Raw genomic sequence first — 18,663 nt, 5'->3', positions numbered from 1 at the left:
CGCAGTGGATATGGCGGTATAACCATGAACGCCCAAATATGGCATTGGGCGGCATCACCCCCAGACAGCGGCTGGCCATGGCCGCATAGCTCTACTTCTCAGAGTGATGGTTTATGGGGGGATTACCATAGCTATAGGCGCTTACGTGGCGCTGAAATATGCCATTGATGGTGTATTTTTCAGTGCAGCACCACCATATTGTCGCGGTGCAGCATCTCGGGTTCGGCGCTGTAGCCCAGCACCTGGGCAATTTCGCTGGAGCTGTGCTTGCACAGCAGCCGCGCCTCGGCGCTGGAGTAGTTGGCCAGGCCCCGGGCAATTTCTTTGCCCTCAGGGTTGCGCACGGCAATCACATCGCCGCGCGAAAATTCGCCGCTCACCGCCACCATGCCGATGGGCAGCAGGCTTTTGCCAGCGGTTTGCAGCTTGGCCGCAGCGCCGGCATCGACCTGCACCGCACCGGGCAGTTGCAGGTGGTCCAGCATCCATTGCTTGCGGGCCTGGAGTTTTTGCGTCGGGGCCAGCAGCGCCGTCCCTATCGACTCGCCTTGGCACAGGCGCAGCAGCACGTTGTGCTCGCGCCCCCAGGCGATGACGGTGGAGGTGCCCGAGCCAGCCGCGCGTTTGGCCGCCAAAATCTTGGTCAGCATGCCGCCCTTGCCAATCGAGGAACCCGCGCCCCCGGCCATCGTTTCCAGCGCCGGATCGCCCGCGCGGGCCTGGTGCACAAACTCGGCCGCAGGGTTGCTGCGCGGGTCGGCGGTGTACAGGCCGGGCTGGTCGGTCAGGATGATGAGCACATCGGCATCGACCAAGTTGGCCACCAACGCGCCCAGGGTGTCGTTGTCGCCAAACTTGATCTCGTCATTGACCACCGTGTCGTTCTCGTTGATCACCGGCACCACGCCCAGGCGCAGCAGCGTCAGCAAGGTGGAGCGGGCGTTCAGGTAGCGCTCGCGGTCGGCCAGGTCGGCGTGGGTCAGCAGCACCTGGGCGCTGCCCACTTGGTGGTCGCGCAGCTTGGTTTCGTACATCTGCACCAGGCCCATTTGCCCGACGGCAGCGGCCGCTTGCAGCTCGTGCAGCTCTTTGGGGCGGGTTTTCCAGCCCAGGCGTTTCATGCCCTCAGCCACGGCCCCGCTGGAGACCATGATCAGCTCGCGCGGCGGCCCTTCTTGGCCGCGCACCAACGCGGCCAACTGGCGGGCCCATTCCCCGATGGCCGCCTCATCCAGACCGCGCCCCTCGTTGGTGACGAGGCTGGAGCCCACTTTGACGACAATGCGCCGCGCTTCTTGAACAACAGACATGGTGAGAAAAGCAGTTAAATTAAACGAGAGCTGTTAGCGCTTTAAATACGGCGTTTTCAAGTCTTTTTATCTAAAAAATCATTGAAATAAAAGCGCAAACAGCTATAACTTATGACTTGGTGCGGGCCCGCCTTAGAACGTGTTCATGATCTCGAATGAAGCCGCACTCGCACACCCATGAGGAGATCGTGAACACGTTCTTAGGCACCCGAAGCAAAGCGCGGATCGCTCTCATCCGGCACAAAGCGCGGGTCGATGTTGGCCGGGTCGGGGTTCTCGATTTGCTGCTCTTTGCGCACATGCTGGTAAATGTTTTTGGCCAGCAAATCGGTGCCTTCGCGCGCCAGGGCGGAGATTTCAAACACCGGGCCTTTCCATTTAAAGCGCTTGACAAAATCTTGCACCCGCGCGGCGCGTTCGCCCTCGGGGATCATGTCGATCTTGTTCAGCACCAACCAGCGCGGCTTGCTGAACAGCTGGGCATCGTATTTTTTCAGCTCACCGACAATGGCTTTGGCCTGTTGCACGGGGTCCACCCCCTCATCAAACGGGGCCAAATCAACAATGTGCAGCAGCAAGCGCGTGCGCTGCAAATGGCGCAAAAACTGGTGGCCCAGACCGGCCCCTTCCGAGGCCCCTTCGATCAAGCCGGGGATGTCGGCCACCACAAAACTTTGCTCAGGTGCCACGCGCACCACGCCCAAATTGGGGTGCAGCGTGGTGAAAGGGTAGTCGGCAATCTTGGGGCGGGCGTTGGAAACCGCCGTGATAAAGGTGGATTTGCCCGCATTGGGCATGCCCAGCAGGCCCACATCAGCCAGCACTTTGAGCTCTAACTGCAGACTGAAGCGCTCACCGGGGCGGCCTGCAGTTTTCTGGCGCGGAGCGCGATTGACGGCACTTTTAAAGCGCAGATTGCCCAGCCCGCCATCGCCGCCCTTGGCCAGCACGATGCGCTCGCCCGGCACCAGCAGCTCGTGCAGCACCTCGCCCGTGGCCTGGTCGGCAATGATGGTGCCCACGGGAAAGCGCAGCGTAATATCTTTGCCGGCCGCGCCAAACATGTCCGAGCCCATGCCGTTTTCACCACGGCCCGCTTCGTAGCGGCGCGTGTAGCGGTAGTCGATCAAGGTGTTCAGGTTGGGATCGGCCACGCCATAGACGTAGCCACCGCGCCCGCCGTCACCGCCGTCGGGGCCGCCGAATTCTTTGTATTTTTCGTGCCGAAACGATGCGGCGCCGTTGCCGCCGTCCCCGGCAACAATTTCTATGGTGGCTTCATCGACGAATTTCATGGTGGGGCGTGGCTTTCACAAAAAAATGCTGCACATGCAGCAAGGCCCGCAGCATACGCCAGCAGACCCGGAAAATAGCAAAGCCCCGACCAAGCGGGGCTTTGGTGTCATTCAGCAGCGCTTAGGCAGCGGGGCTGATATTGACGGTTTGCTTGTTCAAAGCACCTTTGGTTTCAAAGGATACATGGCCATCGACCAAAGCAAACAAAGTGTGGTCGCGACCAATGCCGACGTTGCTGCCGGGGTGGAATTTGGTACCACGCTGGCGCACGATGATCGAGCCTGCGCTGATCAGCTCACCACCGAAGGCCTTCACACCCAGCATTTTTGGCTTGGAATCACGTCCGTTGCGCGTAGAGCCGCCGCCTTTTTTCTGTGCCATGACTAAAGCTCCTAAAAATTAACCAGCAATTGCCACAATTTGCAGCTCAGTGAACTGCTGGCGATGGCCTTGGTGCTTGATGTAGTGCTTGCGACGGCGCAGTTTAAAAATGCGCACTTTGTCGTGCTTGCCTTGGGCAACCACGGTTGCCTTCACGCTTGCACCGGACACCAGGGGGGTGCCGATCTTCAGTTCCGCGCCGTTGCCGACTGCCAAAACTTGATCCAACACGATTTCCTGGCCTACGTCCGCAGCAATCTGTTCTACCTTGATTTTTTCGCCAGCAGCAACACGATACTGTTTGCCGCCGGTTTTTATGACCGCGTACATAAAACCTCTTTCAGAGTTTTGAATTTCTCCACGTAGACCCATTTCTACGGGAACCGGCAATTTTACTGTGGATTTTGAAAATTTGCCAAACCCTGTGGTATCGCCGTCCCAACAGGGATTGATGGGCTTCCTATAATGGCGGGCTTCTCATGGTGGCCACTATCTTGACATCCCCGACCCCCTCTTCTTCCCCCCTGGCGCTGATCGCCAGCGACATGCAGGCGCTCGACCAAGTGATCGCCCAGCGCCTGGACACCAGCGTCGCCATGATCGGGCAGGTTGCGCGTTACATCATTGCCGCTGGCGGCAAACGCCTGCGCCCGGCCTTGGTGCTGCTGACCGCCGGTGCCCTGGGCGTGGCCAGCGCCGACAAATACAAGCTGGCCGCCGTGGTGGAGCTGATCCACACGGCTACTTTGCTGCACGATGATGTGGTCGATGAATCGACCATGCGCCGAGGCCGCCCCACGGCCAATGAAACCTTTGGCAATCCGGCCAGCGTGTTGGTGGGCGACTTTTTGCATACCCGGTCTTTTCAGATGATGGTGGAAGTGGGCAGTTTGCCCATTTTGAAAGTGCTCTCGGATGCGACCAACATCATTGCCGAAGGCGAGGTGATGCAGCTGATCAACACCCACGATGCCGATCTGGACGAGGCCGGGTACTTGCACGTCATTCGCTCCAAAACCGCCAAGCTGTTTGAAGCCAGCGCCCAAATTGCCGCCCAGTTGGCCGGTGCCAGTGCAGAGATCGAAGCCGCCTGCGCCACCTACGGGCAGGCACTGGGCACGGCCTTTCAAATCATTGATGACGTGCTCGACTACGACGGCGATGCGCAGGAAATGGGCAAAAACCTGGGCGACGATTTGCGGGAAGGCAAAAACACCCTGCCGCTGATCATCGCCATGCAACGCGCCAGTGCGCACGATGCCGCCGTGGTGCGCAGTGCCATTGAAAACGGCAGCACCGAGCAATTGCAAGCCATCTTGCACATCGTGCGCAGCACCGGCGCCTTGGATGCCACGCGTGAAGCGGCCCACGCCGAAGCCCTGCGGGCCATTGCCGCTTTGGCAGCCTTGCCACGCAATGCCTACACCGAGGCCATGCGTGATTTGGCCAGCCAGCTTTTGTTGCGCCGAACCTAAAGCATTGCCAAGATTCGCGCTAAAATCGCTGGCTTTGGCGGATCTTGAAAGATCTTGCTCCAAAAACGCGGGGTGTAGCTTAGCCTGGTAGAGCGCTACGTTCGGGACGTAGAGGCCGGAGGTTCGAATCCTCTCACCCCGACCAGATAAAACAACAAAAAAGCCCAAGTGTCTTATGCACTTGGGCTTTTCTGTTGCCGCCAACCGCAGGTTGGTGGGGGATGGTCGATGCAGCACGGTAAACTTTGCCGCTTTTCTTTTATATGGCGCGGCTGCAAAGGTTGTTCTGGACAATCTGGCCGCGTTGTTCAGCCCCCGTTGCCCTTTGATTTGCCATGCTTGAGCGTATTGCTGCCTCTCTCCCCTCGCTTGCACCTGCCGAACAGCGGGTGGCCCAGTTGGTGCTGGATGATCCGGCGGCGTTTGCGCGGTTGCCGGTGCGCACCTTGGCGGAATTGGCGCGGGTGAGCAAGCCGACGGTGGTGCGCTTTTGCCGCAGCATGGGCTATGACGGGCTGGCCGATTTGAAGCTCAAGCTGGTGGGCAGCGTCAGCGAGGGGGTGCCGTTTGTGCACCGCAGCGTGGATGTGGATGACAAGGCGGGCGATGTGCTGGTCAAAGTGGTGGACAACTCGGTGGCCGCTTTTTTGGAGTACCGCAATGCGGCTGCGCCCAAGGCGCTGGAGGCGGCCGCCCAGGCGATTTTGCAAACTTGGCGGCAGCACCAGCGCATTGTGTTTTTTGGGGCGGGCAATTCGGGCATGGTGGCCGATGATGCGCAGCACAAATTCTTCCGCTTGGGGCTGACCAGCATGAGCTGCAGTGATGGCCACGTGCAGCTGATGAATGCGGCCTTGCTGCGCCGGGGCGATTGCGCGGTGGTGATTTCTAACTCGGGGCTGACGCGGGACTTGATCGCGGCGGCGGAATTGGCCCGCCAGGCGGGGGCGACGACGATTGCCATTACGGCCAGCAATTCGCCTTTGGCCAAAGCCTGCGCCATCCATTTGGCGGCCGATCACCCGGAGGGCTACGACTTGTACAGCCCGATGGTTTCGCGCTTGTTGCACTTGCTCATCATTGATGTGCTGGCCACCTGTGTGGCGTTGCAAATTGGCCCCAGCGTGCAGCAAAACTCAAAAATCATTAAGCAGTTGTTGCGCAGCAAGCGCTATGAGCAGTAGTTAAAAAAGAGAGCTGTCTGCGCTTGTTTCGTATTGATTTAATGGGCTAAATGCCTATAAATCAATGTAGTTAAAGCGCCAACAGCTCTTTTTATAGGGCTTTATTGCGCTGCAGCGCGCCGTTGGCGCACGGCGGCGGCCAATTGTTCCAGCACCGGGATGGTTTGCTCCAGGCTGATGCAGGCATCGGTCAGCGATACGCCGTAGGCCAGCTCCTGCCCGTCCACGATGTCTTGGCGGCCTTCGCGCAGGTGGCTTTCGATCATTACGCCGGTGATGCGCGCATCGCCCCCGGCGATTTGTGTGGCCACGTCGGCGGCCACGTCGATCTGGCGGCGGTGTTGTTTGCTGCTGTTGGCGTGCGACAGGTCAATCATGACCTGCGGGCGCAGGCCAGATTTTTCCAGCAGCGCGCAGGCGGCTTGCACGTCGGCGGCGCTGTAGTTGGGCACTTTGCCGCCGCGCAGGATGACGTGGCAGTCGCGGTTGCCGCGCGTTTCGAAGATGGCGCTTTGCCCCATCTTGGTCATGCCCATGAAGGCGTGCGGTGCCTGGGCGGCCAAGATGGCATCGGCCGCTACTTTCAGGCCGCCATCGGTGCCATTTTTAAAGCCGACCGGGCAGGACAGGCCGCTGGCCAGTTGGCGGTGGCTTTGGCTTTCGGTGGTGCGGGCCCCGATGGCACCCCAGCTGACCAGGTCACTGATGAATTGGGGCGAGAGCAGGTCCAAAAACTCGGTGCCCACCGGCAAGCCCAGCGCCAGCACCTCCAGCAGCAGGCGCCGCGCCATCTCCAGCCCTTCGTTCATGGCAAAGCTGTCGTCGCGGTGCGGGTCGTTGATGTAGCCCTTCCAGCCGACGGTGGTGCGCGGTTTTTCAAAATAGACGCGCATGACGATGAGCAGTTCGCCCTGGAGCGCCTGGGCCTGCGCCTGCAGCTGGCGGGCATAGTCCATGGCCTGCTCGTGGTCGTGGATGGAGCAGGGGCCAACGACGACGATCAGCCGGTCATCCTGCCCATGCAGGATGTTGGCAATGGCGCGGCGGCTGGTTTCGACCAGCTCCAGCGCCTGCGCGGTGGCGGGCAGCCACTCTTGCAGCAAGGCCGGTGTGATCAAGGGGCGCACGGCTTTGATGCGCGTGTCGTCAATGCGGGTGGTGTCCAGGGTGGCGGGGATTGCCGCTGCTTTATGGGGGGGGACAGAAGCGGTCATACAACCTCGTGCAAGGGAAAGAACATACCGCCGATTGTCCACGACCCCTTCTGCGTTTTCCGCGTGTTCTTGGGGGCTTTGCCACAAATGTGTGGCCCTGGGGGCCGCACTGGCGGGTTTACCAATAGGGACAATGGTTGCCAGCGGTATAAAAATTTCTGCACTGCTTTCGTTGTATCGATAGCCAATTTTGGAGCCAGCATCATGTTTCATAGTCTGCGTGCCCGCCTGATCGGTATCTGCGTTGCCATCACCACGGTATCCCTGCTGGCCTTGGCGCTGGCCACTTTTTTTTCGGTGCGCGACGATGCCCAGCAATCGCTCGACCAGCGCATCGGCCAGCTCACCCATCTGCACGCCTCCGAACTGACCGAATGGGTGCGCGAAAAGCAGCGCATCACCAGCTCCATCTAGCAGGCCGTGGGCAAAGACGAACCCGTGCCCTTCCTGCTGGCGGCCAAGCAAGCCGGGGATTTTGACGATGCCTACTTCGTCTATGCCCACGGCCCGCACGTCTTTCCCCACCCCATGCCGGATGGCTACGTCGGCACCGCACGCCCCTGGTACAAGGAAGCTGCCGCCGCTAACAAGGCCGTCGTGACCGCGCCCTACGTGGACGCCACCACCGGCAAGCTGACCATCACCTTCGCCGAGCCAATCTCCGAGTCCGGCACGCTCACCGCCATCGTCGGCACCGACATGCACCTGGACAGCGTGACCCGCAAGGTCAATGGCATCCGCGCCACGAACAAGAGCTTTGCCTTCCTGCTGGACGACGCCGGCAACATCCTGGCCTACGCCAATGCCGAGCTGGTGCTGAAACCCGCCACCGCCATCGCCCCGGCGCTGACGACATCGCTCATGGCAGGGCTGGCCCAATCCGGGGGCCACACCGAAGTGGACGTGAGCGGCGCCACGCAGCTCGTTTACGCTGCCCGCGTCGAGGGCACGCCCTGGATGCTGGGCATCGCCGTGGACAAGGCCGATGCCCAGGCGTCCCTGCGCGAACTGCTGCAACTGGAAGTGCTCATCGCCCTGGTCTGCATCGTGGCTGCCGCCGTGCTGCTGCCCATCGGTGTCAGTCGCCTGCTGCGCCGCCTGCCCCTGGTGCGCGATGCCCTGGCCGACATCGCCAGCGGCGAAGGCGACCTGACCCGCCGCATGGACGCCACCGGCAAGGACGAACTGGCGCAGATCGCCCTTGCCTTCAACCAGTTTGCCGACAAGATCGCCGCCGTGCTGCTGCAAATCCGCGCTGCGGCGGAAAACGTGCGCCTGGCCACCACCGAGATTGCGGCAGGCAACCGCGACCTGTCCGAGCGCACTGAGCAACAAGCCAGCAGCTTGGAAGAAACCGCCGCCGCCATGGAAGAACTGACCGCTACCGTGCAGCAAAACGCCAGCAATGCCCAGCAAGCGCGGCAATTGGCGCACGCAGCCTCAGACGTTGCGGCCCACGGTGGGGAGGTCGTCGGCCAGGTGGTGCAGACCATGGGCGGCATTGAGGCCGCATCGCGCAAGATTGAGGCCATCATCAGCGTGATTGACGGTATTGCCTTTCAGACCAATATCTTGGCGCTGAACGCTGCCGTTGAAGCCGCCCGGGCGGGCGAACAAGGTCGGGGTTTTGCCGTCGTCGCCAGCGAAGTGCGCACCCTGGCCGGGCGCAGCGCCGAGGCCGCTAAAGAGATCAAAGGGCTGATTGAAGACTCTGTCACGCAGGTGGCCAGCGGCAGCCGCCAGGTGCAAGAGGCCGGGGCCACCATGGCCCAGGTGGTGGACAGCATCCGCCAGGTGAACACCGTCGTGGCCGAGATCAGCAGCGCCAGCCAAGAGCAAAGCACTGGCATTGCCGAAGTGGGCACCGCCATCACCCACATGGACCAGGCCACGCAGCAAAACGCGGCCCTGGTGGAAGAGGCGACGGCCGCCGCCCAGTCGCTGCAGCAGCAGGCGCACAGCCTGGCAGACGTGGTGGCGGGCTTTAAGCTGCCGCAGTCCCTGGGGGTGTTGCGGTAAACAGACTATTGTGCGAGTCTGCTGGCTTGTGCATTGAGCCGTGTTGTTGCAATAGAGAGGGGCACACGGCCGTCTTCAGGGAAGAGGCTCAAACCTCCCCTGCCTTATTTTTATGTTTGAACTCCTGCGTACCCATCCTGCTTTTCGTAATTTTTGGCTGGCCCAAGTCGCCTCGCAGGTGGGCGACAGGGTGCACACCCTGGCGGTGATTTGGCTGGTGTATAGCTGGACGCGCTCGGGCACCATGTTGGGAGTGGTGATGGTGGCATCAACGTTGCCGGCCATTTTGGTTGCACCCTGGGCTGGCTATGTGGCGGATCGTGCCAACCGTCGCACAATTGCCTTGGTTTGTGATGGTGTGCGTGCCATCTTGGTGCTGAGCTTGGCCATCTTGGCGCAAACGCAGCAGCTTAATATGCCGCTGTTGGTAGGTATCACGGCCCTGCTATCGATGACGGCGGCTTTTTTTAATCCGGCAACCTTGGCCATGGTGCCCCAGTTGGTCAAAGGTGAGCAGCTGACCCAAGCCAATGCACTGGGCCAGCTGTCCGCCAACGCCAGCGGGGCCTTGGGATTTTTAGCCGGCAGCAGTTTGATTGCCTTGATTGGTGTGCCTGCCGCGTTTTTGTGCAATTTAGTTTCTTTTGGCTTATCAGCCTTTTTCTTGTTGCGCATGGCGTGGGCGCATGCACCGGCAGCCGCTCGTACCTCGGTGCGCCACGGGCTGGGTCAGGGCTGGCAGACTATGCGCAGTGTGCCGGTGGTGCTCTACTTGCTGGGGCCATTGGTGGTCATCAACTTTTTATTTTCATCCTTGACGGTGCTCATCCCTGTGTTTGCCGAAGGGCAGTTTGCCAGCGGGCCAGGGGGCATTGGGGTGCTCATGGCCGCTTATACCGGTGGCATGCTGCTGGCAGCCTTGCTGCTGGGGCAGGTGCGTTTGCGCACCAGTGTGGCCACTTTGCTGGGGGGCAGTTTGTTGCTGGTTGTGGCCTGTTTTACGGCGATGGGGCTGTGGGCTTCGCTAGGCTTATTTTTGGTGGCGTTGCTGCTGGTCGGGTTGGCCCTCAACGGAGTCAATATTTGCTTGATCACGCTATTTCAGCGTTTGGTGCCGGCCCATGCGCTCGGGCAATTTTTTAGTTTGTTGATGGCCTTGGCGCTCTCATCCCAGCCGCTGTCTTTCGGCGTGACGGGGTGGCTGACAGACCAGCTGACACCCAACACGGTGTTATTGGGCAGTGCCGTGGCTTTGCTGCTCTGTGCGGTATATGTGTTTTCCGTTCCCGCCCTGCGCCAGCAGCGCGTGGGGCAAGATTAAAACTACGATTGAAAATTTTCAGGAGACTGTGACCATGGCAGACCCGATCGCGCAAGCCGAACAGGCGACCTACCGCCTTTATGACTACTCCCAGCGCCCCCAGGCGTTTGATGACAGTGCCCAGACCCGGGCATTGTTCACCCAGTCGATGCGCGAGATGGCAGCGTTTCACATTGAGCACTCCATGGTGTACCGAGGAATTTGTGCCCAGTATGGATTTGTGCCCGAACAGGTGCAAAGCTGGGCCGATGTGGTGAGCATTCCGCATATTTTTGTCACGGCTTTTAAACAGCACCGTCTGCTCTCCGTCCCCGAGGACCAAATCGCGCTGCAACTGACCTCTTCGGGGACGCAGGGTCAGCAAAGTCAGATCAATTTAGATAGTGTGTCGTTTGAGCGCCAGGCCGGTATGCGTGCCCTGCTGGCACGCAGTATGGGTCTGACCAGCGATACGCCGGTGAACTATCTGGTGTTCTCTTATGCCCCAGACATGGCAGGCAGCCGGGGAGCTGCGCACACTTTTAATGTCTATACTAGCTTTGCCCCCACGGCTGAAAAATACTTTGCCCTGCAAGCGGGCAGCGACGGTCAGCCGCAGTTCGATATGGAGCAAGCCATCATCACCCTGGAGCGTTTTGCTGCTACTGGTTTGCCATTGCGCGTTGTGGGTTTTTTGGCCTTTAGTTTTGCCACTTTGCAAGAGTTGCAGCGCCGAGGCGTGCGCTGGCAGTTCCCGGCAGGCAGCTTGCTCATTACCGGCGGTGGCTGGAAGTCGCACACAGGTACCACGGTCAGCTTTGAGCAGTACGCCCAATTGGTCTCGCAGGTATTGGGGATTGCGCCGCAAAATGTGCGCGATTTTTACGGCATGGTGGAGCACGGCGTACCCTACCTGAGCTGCAGCGAGCGCCACTACCACATTCCCAGCTTTGCCAACGTGGCGGCCATTGATCCCGGCACGATGCAGGTGCTGCCTGAAGGAGGTGTGGGCCTGCTCAAATTGCAAACGAGTTATCTGCGCAGTGCGCCAGCGATTTCTGTACTTTCAACCGACTTGGGTCGCATAGGCAGCGGCTGCAGCTGCGGTCTGCCAGGGCGCTACATCGTGCTGCACGGACGGGCAGGAGTCCAAAAACACGCCGGCTGTGCGATTTTGGCTTCGCAGTTAATCAAACTCTAAGAAACGAGTGACACCATGAACACCACTGTTACTGCGCCCACTACCGTCACTTGGTTCCGTCTGGGTGAGTTTGTTACTACCCCTGCCATTACGCCCGATATGGTGCAGGCACTGTTTGCCGATGCCCACGACAGCGTAGAGCGCCTGCGCCAAACACCGATTAGTGCCTTGGCCGCCGTGCTCGATCGGGTCGGGCAGAAACTGGCAAACCCCCAGCATCCGGTGCGCCAGCGCATTTTGGAGCAAATGCCCGCTTTACTGAGTTTCTCGCCGGAGATGATTGCCGCCGGGCTGGATGCCATCGTCTGGATATTGCGCTATGACAACCTTATGAAGCGCCTAGCGGTGGATTTGGATGATCCCGATTACATCGACCGCTTTGTCTGGAATCCTCGTTTTGGTGGCTACTTGCGCGCCACGCCCAAGGGAGTGGTGGCGCATGTGTCGGCCAGCAATGTGTTTGTCAGCGCTGTCGATACTTTGGTGCAGGGCATCATGACCAAGAATGCCAACGTGCTGAAAATGTCGTCGTTCGATCCGGTGTTTCCGCTGTTGTTTGCCCAGGTGCTGCAAGAGTGTGATGTGCAAGGATTAATAACTCCCAGCATTGCACTGCTGCCCTTCAAAGGAGGCGATCAAGCCATTGAGGCGGTGATTAAGCAACAGGCCGATCTGATCGTCGTTTATGGCGGACAAGAGACGGTTGAGGTGTACCGCAGCGGCCGTGGTTTGCATACCGATGTGCTGGAATTTGGCCCTAAATACTCACTGGCGGTGCTTGACCGTACCGCTTTGACCGAGGATAACCGCCGTGCCGTCGCCGACGAGCTGGCACGGGATTTTTCGATGTGGGAGCAGGCGGCTTGCTCCTCGCCGCACAGCGTTTTTGTCTATGGCCAAGAGGCTGCCCAGCAGTTTGCGCAGACCTTGGCGCAGGCGTTTGATGCCTTTGAGCGGGTGTGTCCTCAAGCGCCCATCAACATGCATGAGCAAACCGAAATTACCCGCACGCGCGAGCTGGCACGGGTGGAGCAAGCGCTGGGACAGGCTGAGCTGCTGATTCCTGCCGTATCAGACCAACGCTGGACGGTGGTACTGCAAAAAGCGCCTGTATTTAAAGTTTCGTGCCAACACCGCACGGCTTTTGTGGTGGCCATTGACAGCGACGAAGACCTGTACGCCACCTTGGCACCGCAAGGCGCATTCATTCAGTCGGTAGGAATTTTGGCTGACAGTGCGCGGTTGTTTGCGTTGGCAGACAGGCTGGCGGCTTCGGGCGCAGACCGCATCACCGCCATTGGTCATATGCACCGGCGCAAACACGGCACACCGCACGATGCAACGCGCGGCTTGGCACACATGGTGCGCTGGGTGTCCATTGGCCACGAACTTCCCCTGCACGAACACTGGGATTTCTTGCCTGATGCCCAGCGCCACAGCGCCATCCTGACCAAGCTGAACCAGGTGCTGCGCGTTGCCCGCAGTCAATCGCCTTTTTACCGCGAACGCCTGCCCGCGCAGGATTTACTCGACTTATCAGCGCTTGCGGGCGTAGCACTGCTGCAGCCTGCCGAGTTTCGCGCCCACCTGCCACCGCAAGGTGCTGGGTTGCTTACGGCCCCTTTGGGCAATTCCATCTCGTTTGCCAGCGGTGGCACCACGGGAGCCCCAAAGTTTGTTTATCGCACCGTGGATGAAAACCGGCGCAACGCCGCCAGCATCGGCAAAAGTATGGGGTTGGGGTTGTTTGCACCGGGTGATGTGGTGGCCAATCTGTTTTTTGCCGGGAATATGTGGGCCTCGTTCATGAGTGTGAACCAAGCAGCAGAAGCATTGGGTGTTCATTTGCTGCCCATCGGTGGACATATCGCGATGGAAAATATCGTGGCCCAGTTGCGTGCGTTCCCTGTGGTTGATGGCGTGGTGTCTATTCCCTCGGTGTTGGTGGGCATTGCGCAGTATGTGCAGCAGCAAGGTATTAGGGATTTACGCATTCGTAAAATTGGTTATGCGGGCGAGCACTTGACCGCCGCCGCCCGCGCTTACCTGGCCGAAGTGCTGCATGCTGAGGTGATTCGCTCGGTCTCTTATGCCATCAACGATACGGGCAATGTGGGTTACCAATGCCCGAACTCGACGGGCAGCATCCACCACTTGGACGACAGCCTGCATTGGCTGGAAATTGTCGATCCTGCTACGGGCCATCCTGTACCCCAGGGGCAAGAGGGCAATATCGTGGTCACCAATATCGACCGTACCTTGATGCCCGTCATCCGCTACGCCGTAGGCGATAGGGGGCGCATTATTCCCGGCCCTTGCCCTTGTGGCCGCACCAGTTTGCGCTTTGAATTATTGGGCCGCAGTGATGAGGTGCTGGTGCTGGGTGCTGACAACATCACCGTTGAGAGCGTGGCGCAATGTGTGGCCGTATTCGCAGAACTCAGTCCGTATTTCACCGTCTGCGCCAGCAGCGCAGCCAATGGGCTTGATGAATTGTTGCTGGAGGTCGAGGCCCACAACGATTTGTCTCCCGAACGTGCCCAGGAGTTGGCGGCCCAATTGCAAGCGCAACTGCTGGGGCAGCGACCGGTGCTGGCCACGAACGTGCGCAATCAATCGGTTGCGATGCCCGTTGTTCGGGTGCTGCCTCCGGGGGCTTTGCCGCGCAATCCCAAGACTGGAAAAATCCGCCGCATGGTGGATAAGCGCAGCCATGGCTGATGCTTTGCACACCCAACCCAACGGCAGCTTTGCCCGCACCACCGTGCTGGCGCAGCTAGCGGCTGTGCGCCCGCTGCAATGCTGGGCGGTGGAGTTTGCCCGCTGTTTGGGCTTTGGGGCGCAGGCGCTGGGGCATATCGAGTTGCTGGTAGAAGAGGCTTTTACCAGCGTCATGCACAGCGCCTTTGAGGCGGGCGAGAGCGGTGAAATCACCCTGGAGCTGCAGCAGCGTCCGGGTGTTTTGGTGATTGCGCTGCAAGACAAAGGTCTGCCGCTGGATTTGCAGCAACTGGAGGAAAGTGAGGCGCTTTATCTAAGTTTTCGCCTGCTGCGGGGTTTAAGCGATGGCTTAAGCCTTATCAACCTGGGCAAAGCGGGGAAGCGCCTGGAGCTGCTGAAAAATCTACCTTTATCCAGCGTGGCGCCTAGTGTGCCTGAGGCTGAGCAGCCCCCGCCTGCTCAAGCCGTGGAGTCGGCGGTGGTGGTTAGCCCTCCCGTTGCACTGCGTTTGCTTGAACCGCAAGATGCCTTGGCACTCGCACAACTGGCTTACAGAACCTACGGCTATACCTACGTCAGCGATTTTTATTATCCGGACAAAATTCGCCAACAACTGGCCAGCGGTCTGCTGCAATGCTGCGCGGTCACCCTGGACGATGGCCGCTTGATTGCTTGTTTGTGTCTGTTTTACGCCCATGCGGGGGCCAAAGTGGCCGAAAGCGGTGCTGCGATGGTCGAGCCACGGTACCGAGGGTTGAATCTGTTTAAACAACTCAAGCAGTTTTTGATAGCGCATGGCCAAGCCCAGGGGCTTTACGGACTGGTCAGTGAGGCGGTCACCATTCACCCTTACACGCAAAAAGGCAATTTAAGCTTGGGTGCCCGCGAAACCGGGGTGCTGCTGTCCTACATCCCCAGCCATGTGGTATTCAATAAGATTGATGACAAGCTGCAAGGCCAGCGGCAATCGGCCGTGTACTTTTACACACGCCTCAATCCTGAGCCCTTGCGCTGCGTGTTTGCGCCTGCCGTCTATCTGCCGCTGATCGAGCGCATTCATGTTCAAACAGGTTTGCGGCGGCAATTGCAGCCGGCACCAGTGGCTGCGCTGCAAGAATGCCAAGGTGCCAGCGCGCTCACCTTGCGGGTGCGCAGCGAACTGTTTAACGATGCTGTCATCACTGTGCACCGTACCGGCAATGATGCACAAGCACTGGTAACCCACCATCTTCAGCAGCTGTGTGAGAAAAAAGTCGATGTGGTGTACATGGACTTGCCCATGGCCAGTCCTGCTGCCATGGCATTGGCGGGGGTGTTGGCAGGAAAAGGGTTTTTATTTGCGGGCGTGTTGCCTGAGCAGTGGGAGGGGGAAGAGGCGGGCGATGTTCTGCGCCTGCAGTACCTGAACCATATCGCGTTTGATGCCAGCCGGGTCCATGCCCATTCACCCCATGCGCAGGGGCTCCTGCAGGCTATTGCGCAGCAATACCAGGCAGCGCGTGGGCAGTAAGCAAGTCACAGGCAAGCAAGCTGTTAATGGTTGGCTTTTGCCCGCAGGCCGTGATCACTTGGGATGGGGCGGAACAGGGATCGGCCAAGGATAGGCAAAGACCAGCAGCAGCTCATTAAGCCCCGCCTTCCTGCGGTAATGCCAAGAGTGGGTGTAGTGGCGCACCAGCCGCAACCCATGCCCTCCCGGCATGGCATCGTCCAGTGTGCTGGCCAGCAAGGGGCTGGTTTGTGCGGTGGGATCAAAGGCAATGCCATCATCACAAATGACCACCCCCACCCCGTTGGTGAGCTGGCCGCAGCGCAACGTAACCTCTGCTGCCACGCCATCACCACGATGGGCGTGGGTGGCGATATTGGTCAGAATTTCCTCTGTGCACAGGCGGATGGTCAGTATGAGCTTGTGCGGCACGGCCCATTGCACGCACAGCGCTTGAAGCCAGGCCAGTGCAGGGGGCCCCGCCTGGGCTGCGTTGCCAGGCGCAAGTTGCAGAGGGGCCGTTTGCCAATGGGGGCAAGGCGTTGGAGTGGGGTGCACATCCATGGCTAAAGCCTTGCAAGCGCATCCTCACAGGTGTTTTCTACCTCCAAAATAGACAGAAAACCGCTGATATCAAACACCTCATGCACCGCCGGTTGCAGGGCGCACACCACCAATCTCCCGCCCTCTTGCTTGAGGCGTTTGGCCAATATCAGTACCACGCGCAGGCCTGCGCTGGAGATGTATTCCAACCCTGTGCAATCGAGCACGATTTGTCGTGCCCCGCCATGAACCAGGGCCAGCAACTGGGCTTCCAGGGCCTGGGCATTCATACTGTTGATCTGCCCCTGCAGTGGAATAATGGTGGCGTTGGCCATTGTTGTTGGAACCATGTCCATGGCAAAAATCCTCTTCAATTTACAAAATCCAGCCAGGCTAAATCTTAACCATGCACCCCAGACACAGTGTTGCCACACGCCTTGTCCTGTCCATCGGCCTGGGTACGACACTGGTCTTTGCTTTGTTGCTGGCCTCCATCCAATGGTATGCACGGCACATGCTGGAGCAAGATGCCATCGCTGATGCCAAGAACATCATCCGGTCGGCCTCCAATCAAATTGCCTCCCTATTGGATGACACAACCTGGGTGATTGAAAAGGCGGCCGTGCATCTGGAAGAAGCACCGTTGAGCGCCTCGGCCCTGCAGCGCCTGCAGCAAGGTGTTTTGGACAACCACCCGCAAATTTATGGCAGTGCGGTGGCCTTTCAACCCGATCAGGAGGCACCGGCGCTGTATGCGCCTTATGCCTGGCGGCAACAGGACACAATCGCCTTTCGTGACTTGGGCGAAAGCTACAACTACCTAGAGAAAAATTGGTTTCAAGCGCCCCTGCACCAAGCACAGCCGCGCTGGAGTGAGCCGTATTTTGATGACGGTGGTGGCGATAGCCTGATGACCACCTATTCGGTGCCCTTTTATCGGATGCAGGGGGGAGTGCGCAAACTGGCCGGTGTGGTGACGGCTGACCTAGAGCTTGGCTGGTTAGACAAAGCGCTCACCAGCATCAAGGTTTTGGATACGGGGTACATGTTTTTACTGACCCAAGAAGGGCAGGTGATTTACCACCCGAGCCGTGAGCATGTGCTGCGACACATTACGAAAACACCGGCCGCTGAAGCTGCAGTCCACGCCCAGGGGGTGGACCCTGGGCTTATCCAGCTTGGGCAACGCGTGGTGCAAGGAGAGACGGGATTCATTGCACACACCACCCCCAGCGGTGCCAAAGTGCGGCTTTACTATGGCCCGGTATCGAGCGCAGGCTGGTCGTTGGGCATTGTGTTTCCAGAAAATGAACTATTTCGTGGTGCCAACCAACTCACCTTGGTGGCCGCCATCATTGGCGTGCTGGGCATCTTGCTGATTGTGCTCATTATTGTTGCTGTCTCGCGCACCATTACCCAGCCGCTGCGTGATCTGGCAACGGCCGCGCAGCACATTAGCACCGGTGATTTCAATACCCTGCTGCCCGCAGCGCAGGCCCAAGATGAGGTGGGTCATCTCAGCCGCACGCTGGTCAAAATGCAAACTGACTTGCAATCCCATATTGGGGCACTGCTGGCCGCAAACTCTGCCCGTGAGCGCATCGAAAGCGAGTTGAGCGTTGCCCATGCCATTCAGATGACCTTGGTCCCCAAAGTCCCGCAGCCTTTTCCTGGCAAAGGCTGCATTGACCTGTGTGCCACCCTGGAGCCCGCCAAAGAAGTGGGGGGTGATTTTTACGACTGGTTCTGGCTGGACGCACGCCACCTGGGGCTGGTGGTGGCCGACGTATCTGGCAAGGGGGTGCCTGCAGCGCTTTTTATGGCCATGAGCCGCACTTTGCTTAAATCGCTGGTCTTTGAAGCCCTCGACCCGGCCCATACCCTGGGGCGATTGAATGCCCAGTTGGCCGCAGACAACGAACAAAATATGTTCGTCACTATTTTTTACGCCGTGATTGACGTAGAAACTCGTCGCATGGCGTGGGCCAATGCGGGGCACAACCCCCCGGTATTGGTGCCTGAAAATGCGGCCGCTTATTTTCTGCAAGGGCGCAGGCAACTGGTGGTAGGCGCGGTGCAAGAGTGTGTTTATCACACTGAAACCACCCAACTGAGCCCGGGCGACCGGCTGCTGCTTTATACCGACGGTGTGACCGAAGCCCAAAATAACGCGGGTGATTTTTATGGTGAGCAGCGCTTGTTGGCGGCCTTGGAAAACTTAAAACATGGCAGTGCCGCACAAACCACTGCGGCGCTCTCTGGCGCGGTGCGTAGCTTTTCCGCTGGGGCTGAGCAGTCAGACGACATCACCGTGATGGCCGTACATCTGCTCGCAACGCCATGATTCAAAAGAAGTCCCATCCCCTCTGATACCGCTTTCAACACCTCATTCTTATGCGCCGCATTCTGTTTTGTGAAATGGCCCTGCTTCTTATGCTGACCGCTTTGGGCGGCTGTACCACCCAGCCCGCAGCCGCCCCCGCCGCGCCGCCCAGCCCGCCCACCGCTGGCATGGCCAACCCTGCGGCGC

At 59.3% G+C, this 18,663-nt stretch carries 14 protein-coding genes, 1 tRNA gene and 1 pseudogene; 9 read left to right on the top strand and 7 right to left on the bottom strand.

The window, feature by feature from the left end; genetic code table 11:
• Window positions 1–179 precede the first annotated feature (179 nt).
• The 4 genes from proB to rplU form a co-directional block, all read right to left on the bottom strand.
• On the bottom strand, window positions 180–1,310 hold the full coding sequence (gene proB / locus J1777_RS12910) for a glutamate 5-kinase (protein ID WP_207576104.1): 1,131 nt from the start codon (window positions 1,308–1,310) through the stop codon (window positions 180–182).
• 200 nt (window positions 1,311–1,510) lie between these two features.
• Window positions 1,511–2,605 (bottom strand): Obg family GTPase CgtA, encoded by a 1,095-nt coding sequence (cgtA, locus tag J1777_RS12905; protein WP_207576103.1) that lies wholly within the window; start codon window positions 2,603–2,605, stop codon window positions 1,511–1,513.
• A 121-nt stretch (window positions 2,606–2,726) separates the two neighbouring features.
• Window positions 2,727–2,987, bottom strand: coding sequence for a 50S ribosomal protein L27 (gene rpmA / locus J1777_RS12900; RefSeq protein WP_207576102.1), 261 nt, complete (start codon window positions 2,985–2,987; stop codon window positions 2,727–2,729).
• 18 nt (window positions 2,988–3,005) lie between these two features.
• A complete protein-coding gene (rplU, locus tag J1777_RS12895) occupies window positions 3,006–3,317 on the bottom strand; it encodes a 50S ribosomal protein L21 (protein WP_207576101.1) in 312 nt (103 codons plus the stop codon).
• Between the two features lie 215 nt (window positions 3,318–3,532).
• Between rplU and J1777_RS12890 the strand changes: the two genes are divergently transcribed.
• The 3 genes from J1777_RS12890 to J1777_RS12880 all read left to right on the top strand — a co-directional run bounded on the left by J1777_RS12890 (window position 3,533) and on the right by J1777_RS12880 (window position 5,646).
• Complete coding sequence (locus tag J1777_RS12890; RefSeq protein WP_207576105.1) at window positions 3,533–4,462, top strand: polyprenyl synthetase family protein; 930 nt, start codon at window positions 3,533–3,535, stop codon at window positions 4,460–4,462.
• A gap of 68 nt (window positions 4,463–4,530) precedes the next feature.
• A tRNA-Pro gene (locus J1777_RS12885) sits at window positions 4,531–4,607 on the top strand.
• A gap of 190 nt (window positions 4,608–4,797) precedes the next feature.
• Entirely contained in the window at window positions 4,798–5,646 is an 849-nt protein-coding gene (locus tag J1777_RS12880; RefSeq protein WP_207576100.1) for a MurR/RpiR family transcriptional regulator, read from the top strand.
• 101 nt (window positions 5,647–5,747) lie between these two features.
• On the opposite strand, the gene J1777_RS12875 is transcribed toward J1777_RS12880, so the two are convergent.
• The gene (locus J1777_RS12875) at window positions 5,748–6,860 is read right to left on the bottom strand and encodes a 3-deoxy-7-phosphoheptulonate synthase (protein WP_207576099.1); all 1,113 of its coding nucleotides are present in this window, start codon (window positions 6,858–6,860) and stop codon (window positions 5,748–5,750) included.
• Between the two features lie 204 nt (window positions 6,861–7,064).
• On the opposite strand from J1777_RS12875, the pseudogene J1777_RS14480 reads away from it, so the two are divergent.
• From J1777_RS14480 to J1777_RS12850, 5 genes and pseudogenes are all read left to right on the top strand, one after another.
• Window positions 7,065–8,879: pseudogene (locus tag J1777_RS14480) on the top strand (methyl-accepting chemotaxis protein).
• A gap of 112 nt (window positions 8,880–8,991) precedes the next feature.
• A complete protein-coding gene (locus tag J1777_RS12865; RefSeq protein WP_207576098.1) occupies window positions 8,992–10,200 on the top strand; it encodes an MFS transporter in 1,209 nt (402 codons plus the stop codon).
• 34 nt (window positions 10,201–10,234) lie between these two features.
• Window positions 10,235–11,380: a LuxE/PaaK family acyltransferase gene (locus J1777_RS12860; RefSeq protein ID WP_207576097.1), complete on the top strand. Its 1,146-nt coding sequence runs from the start codon at window positions 10,235–10,237 to the stop codon at window positions 11,378–11,380.
• A gap of 15 nt (window positions 11,381–11,395) precedes the next feature.
• Window positions 11,396–14,101, top strand: a complete 2,706-nt coding sequence (locus tag J1777_RS12855; protein WP_207576096.1) for an aldehyde dehydrogenase family protein — start codon at window positions 11,396–11,398, stop codon at window positions 14,099–14,101.
• On the top strand, window positions 14,094–15,611 hold the full coding sequence (locus J1777_RS12850) for an ATP-binding protein (protein WP_207576095.1): 1,518 nt from the start codon (window positions 14,094–14,096) through the stop codon (window positions 15,609–15,611). The genes J1777_RS12855 and J1777_RS12850 overlap by 8 nt, the downstream gene beginning before the upstream one ends.
• Window positions 15,612–15,665: 54 nt before the next feature.
• Here J1777_RS12850 and J1777_RS12845 read toward each other — a convergent pair whose 3' ends face one another.
• Both J1777_RS12845 and J1777_RS12840 read right to left on the bottom strand, forming a co-directional pair.
• Complete coding sequence (locus J1777_RS12845) at window positions 15,666–16,154, bottom strand: ATP-binding protein (RefSeq protein ID WP_207576094.1); 489 nt, start codon at window positions 16,152–16,154, stop codon at window positions 15,666–15,668.
• Between the two features lie 2 nt (window positions 16,155–16,156).
• Complete coding sequence (locus J1777_RS12840; protein ID WP_207576093.1) at window positions 16,157–16,489, bottom strand: STAS domain-containing protein; 333 nt, start codon at window positions 16,487–16,489, stop codon at window positions 16,157–16,159.
• A gap of 50 nt (window positions 16,490–16,539) precedes the next feature.
• Between J1777_RS12840 and J1777_RS12835 the strand changes: the two genes are divergently transcribed.
• On the top strand, window positions 16,540–18,477 hold the full coding sequence (locus tag J1777_RS12835; protein ID WP_207576092.1) for a SpoIIE family protein phosphatase: 1,938 nt from the start codon (window positions 16,540–16,542) through the stop codon (window positions 18,475–18,477).
• Window positions 18,478–18,663 lie beyond the last annotated feature (186 nt).

Origin of the sequence: Comamonas denitrificans (genome assembly GCF_017368815.1) — a bacterium.
GTDB lineage: Bacteria > Pseudomonadota > Gammaproteobacteria > Burkholderiales > Burkholderiaceae_C > Comamonas > Comamonas denitrificans.
The sequence above is the reverse complement of the archived record's forward strand: the minus strand, read 5'-3'. Positions and strand labels throughout refer to the sequence as shown.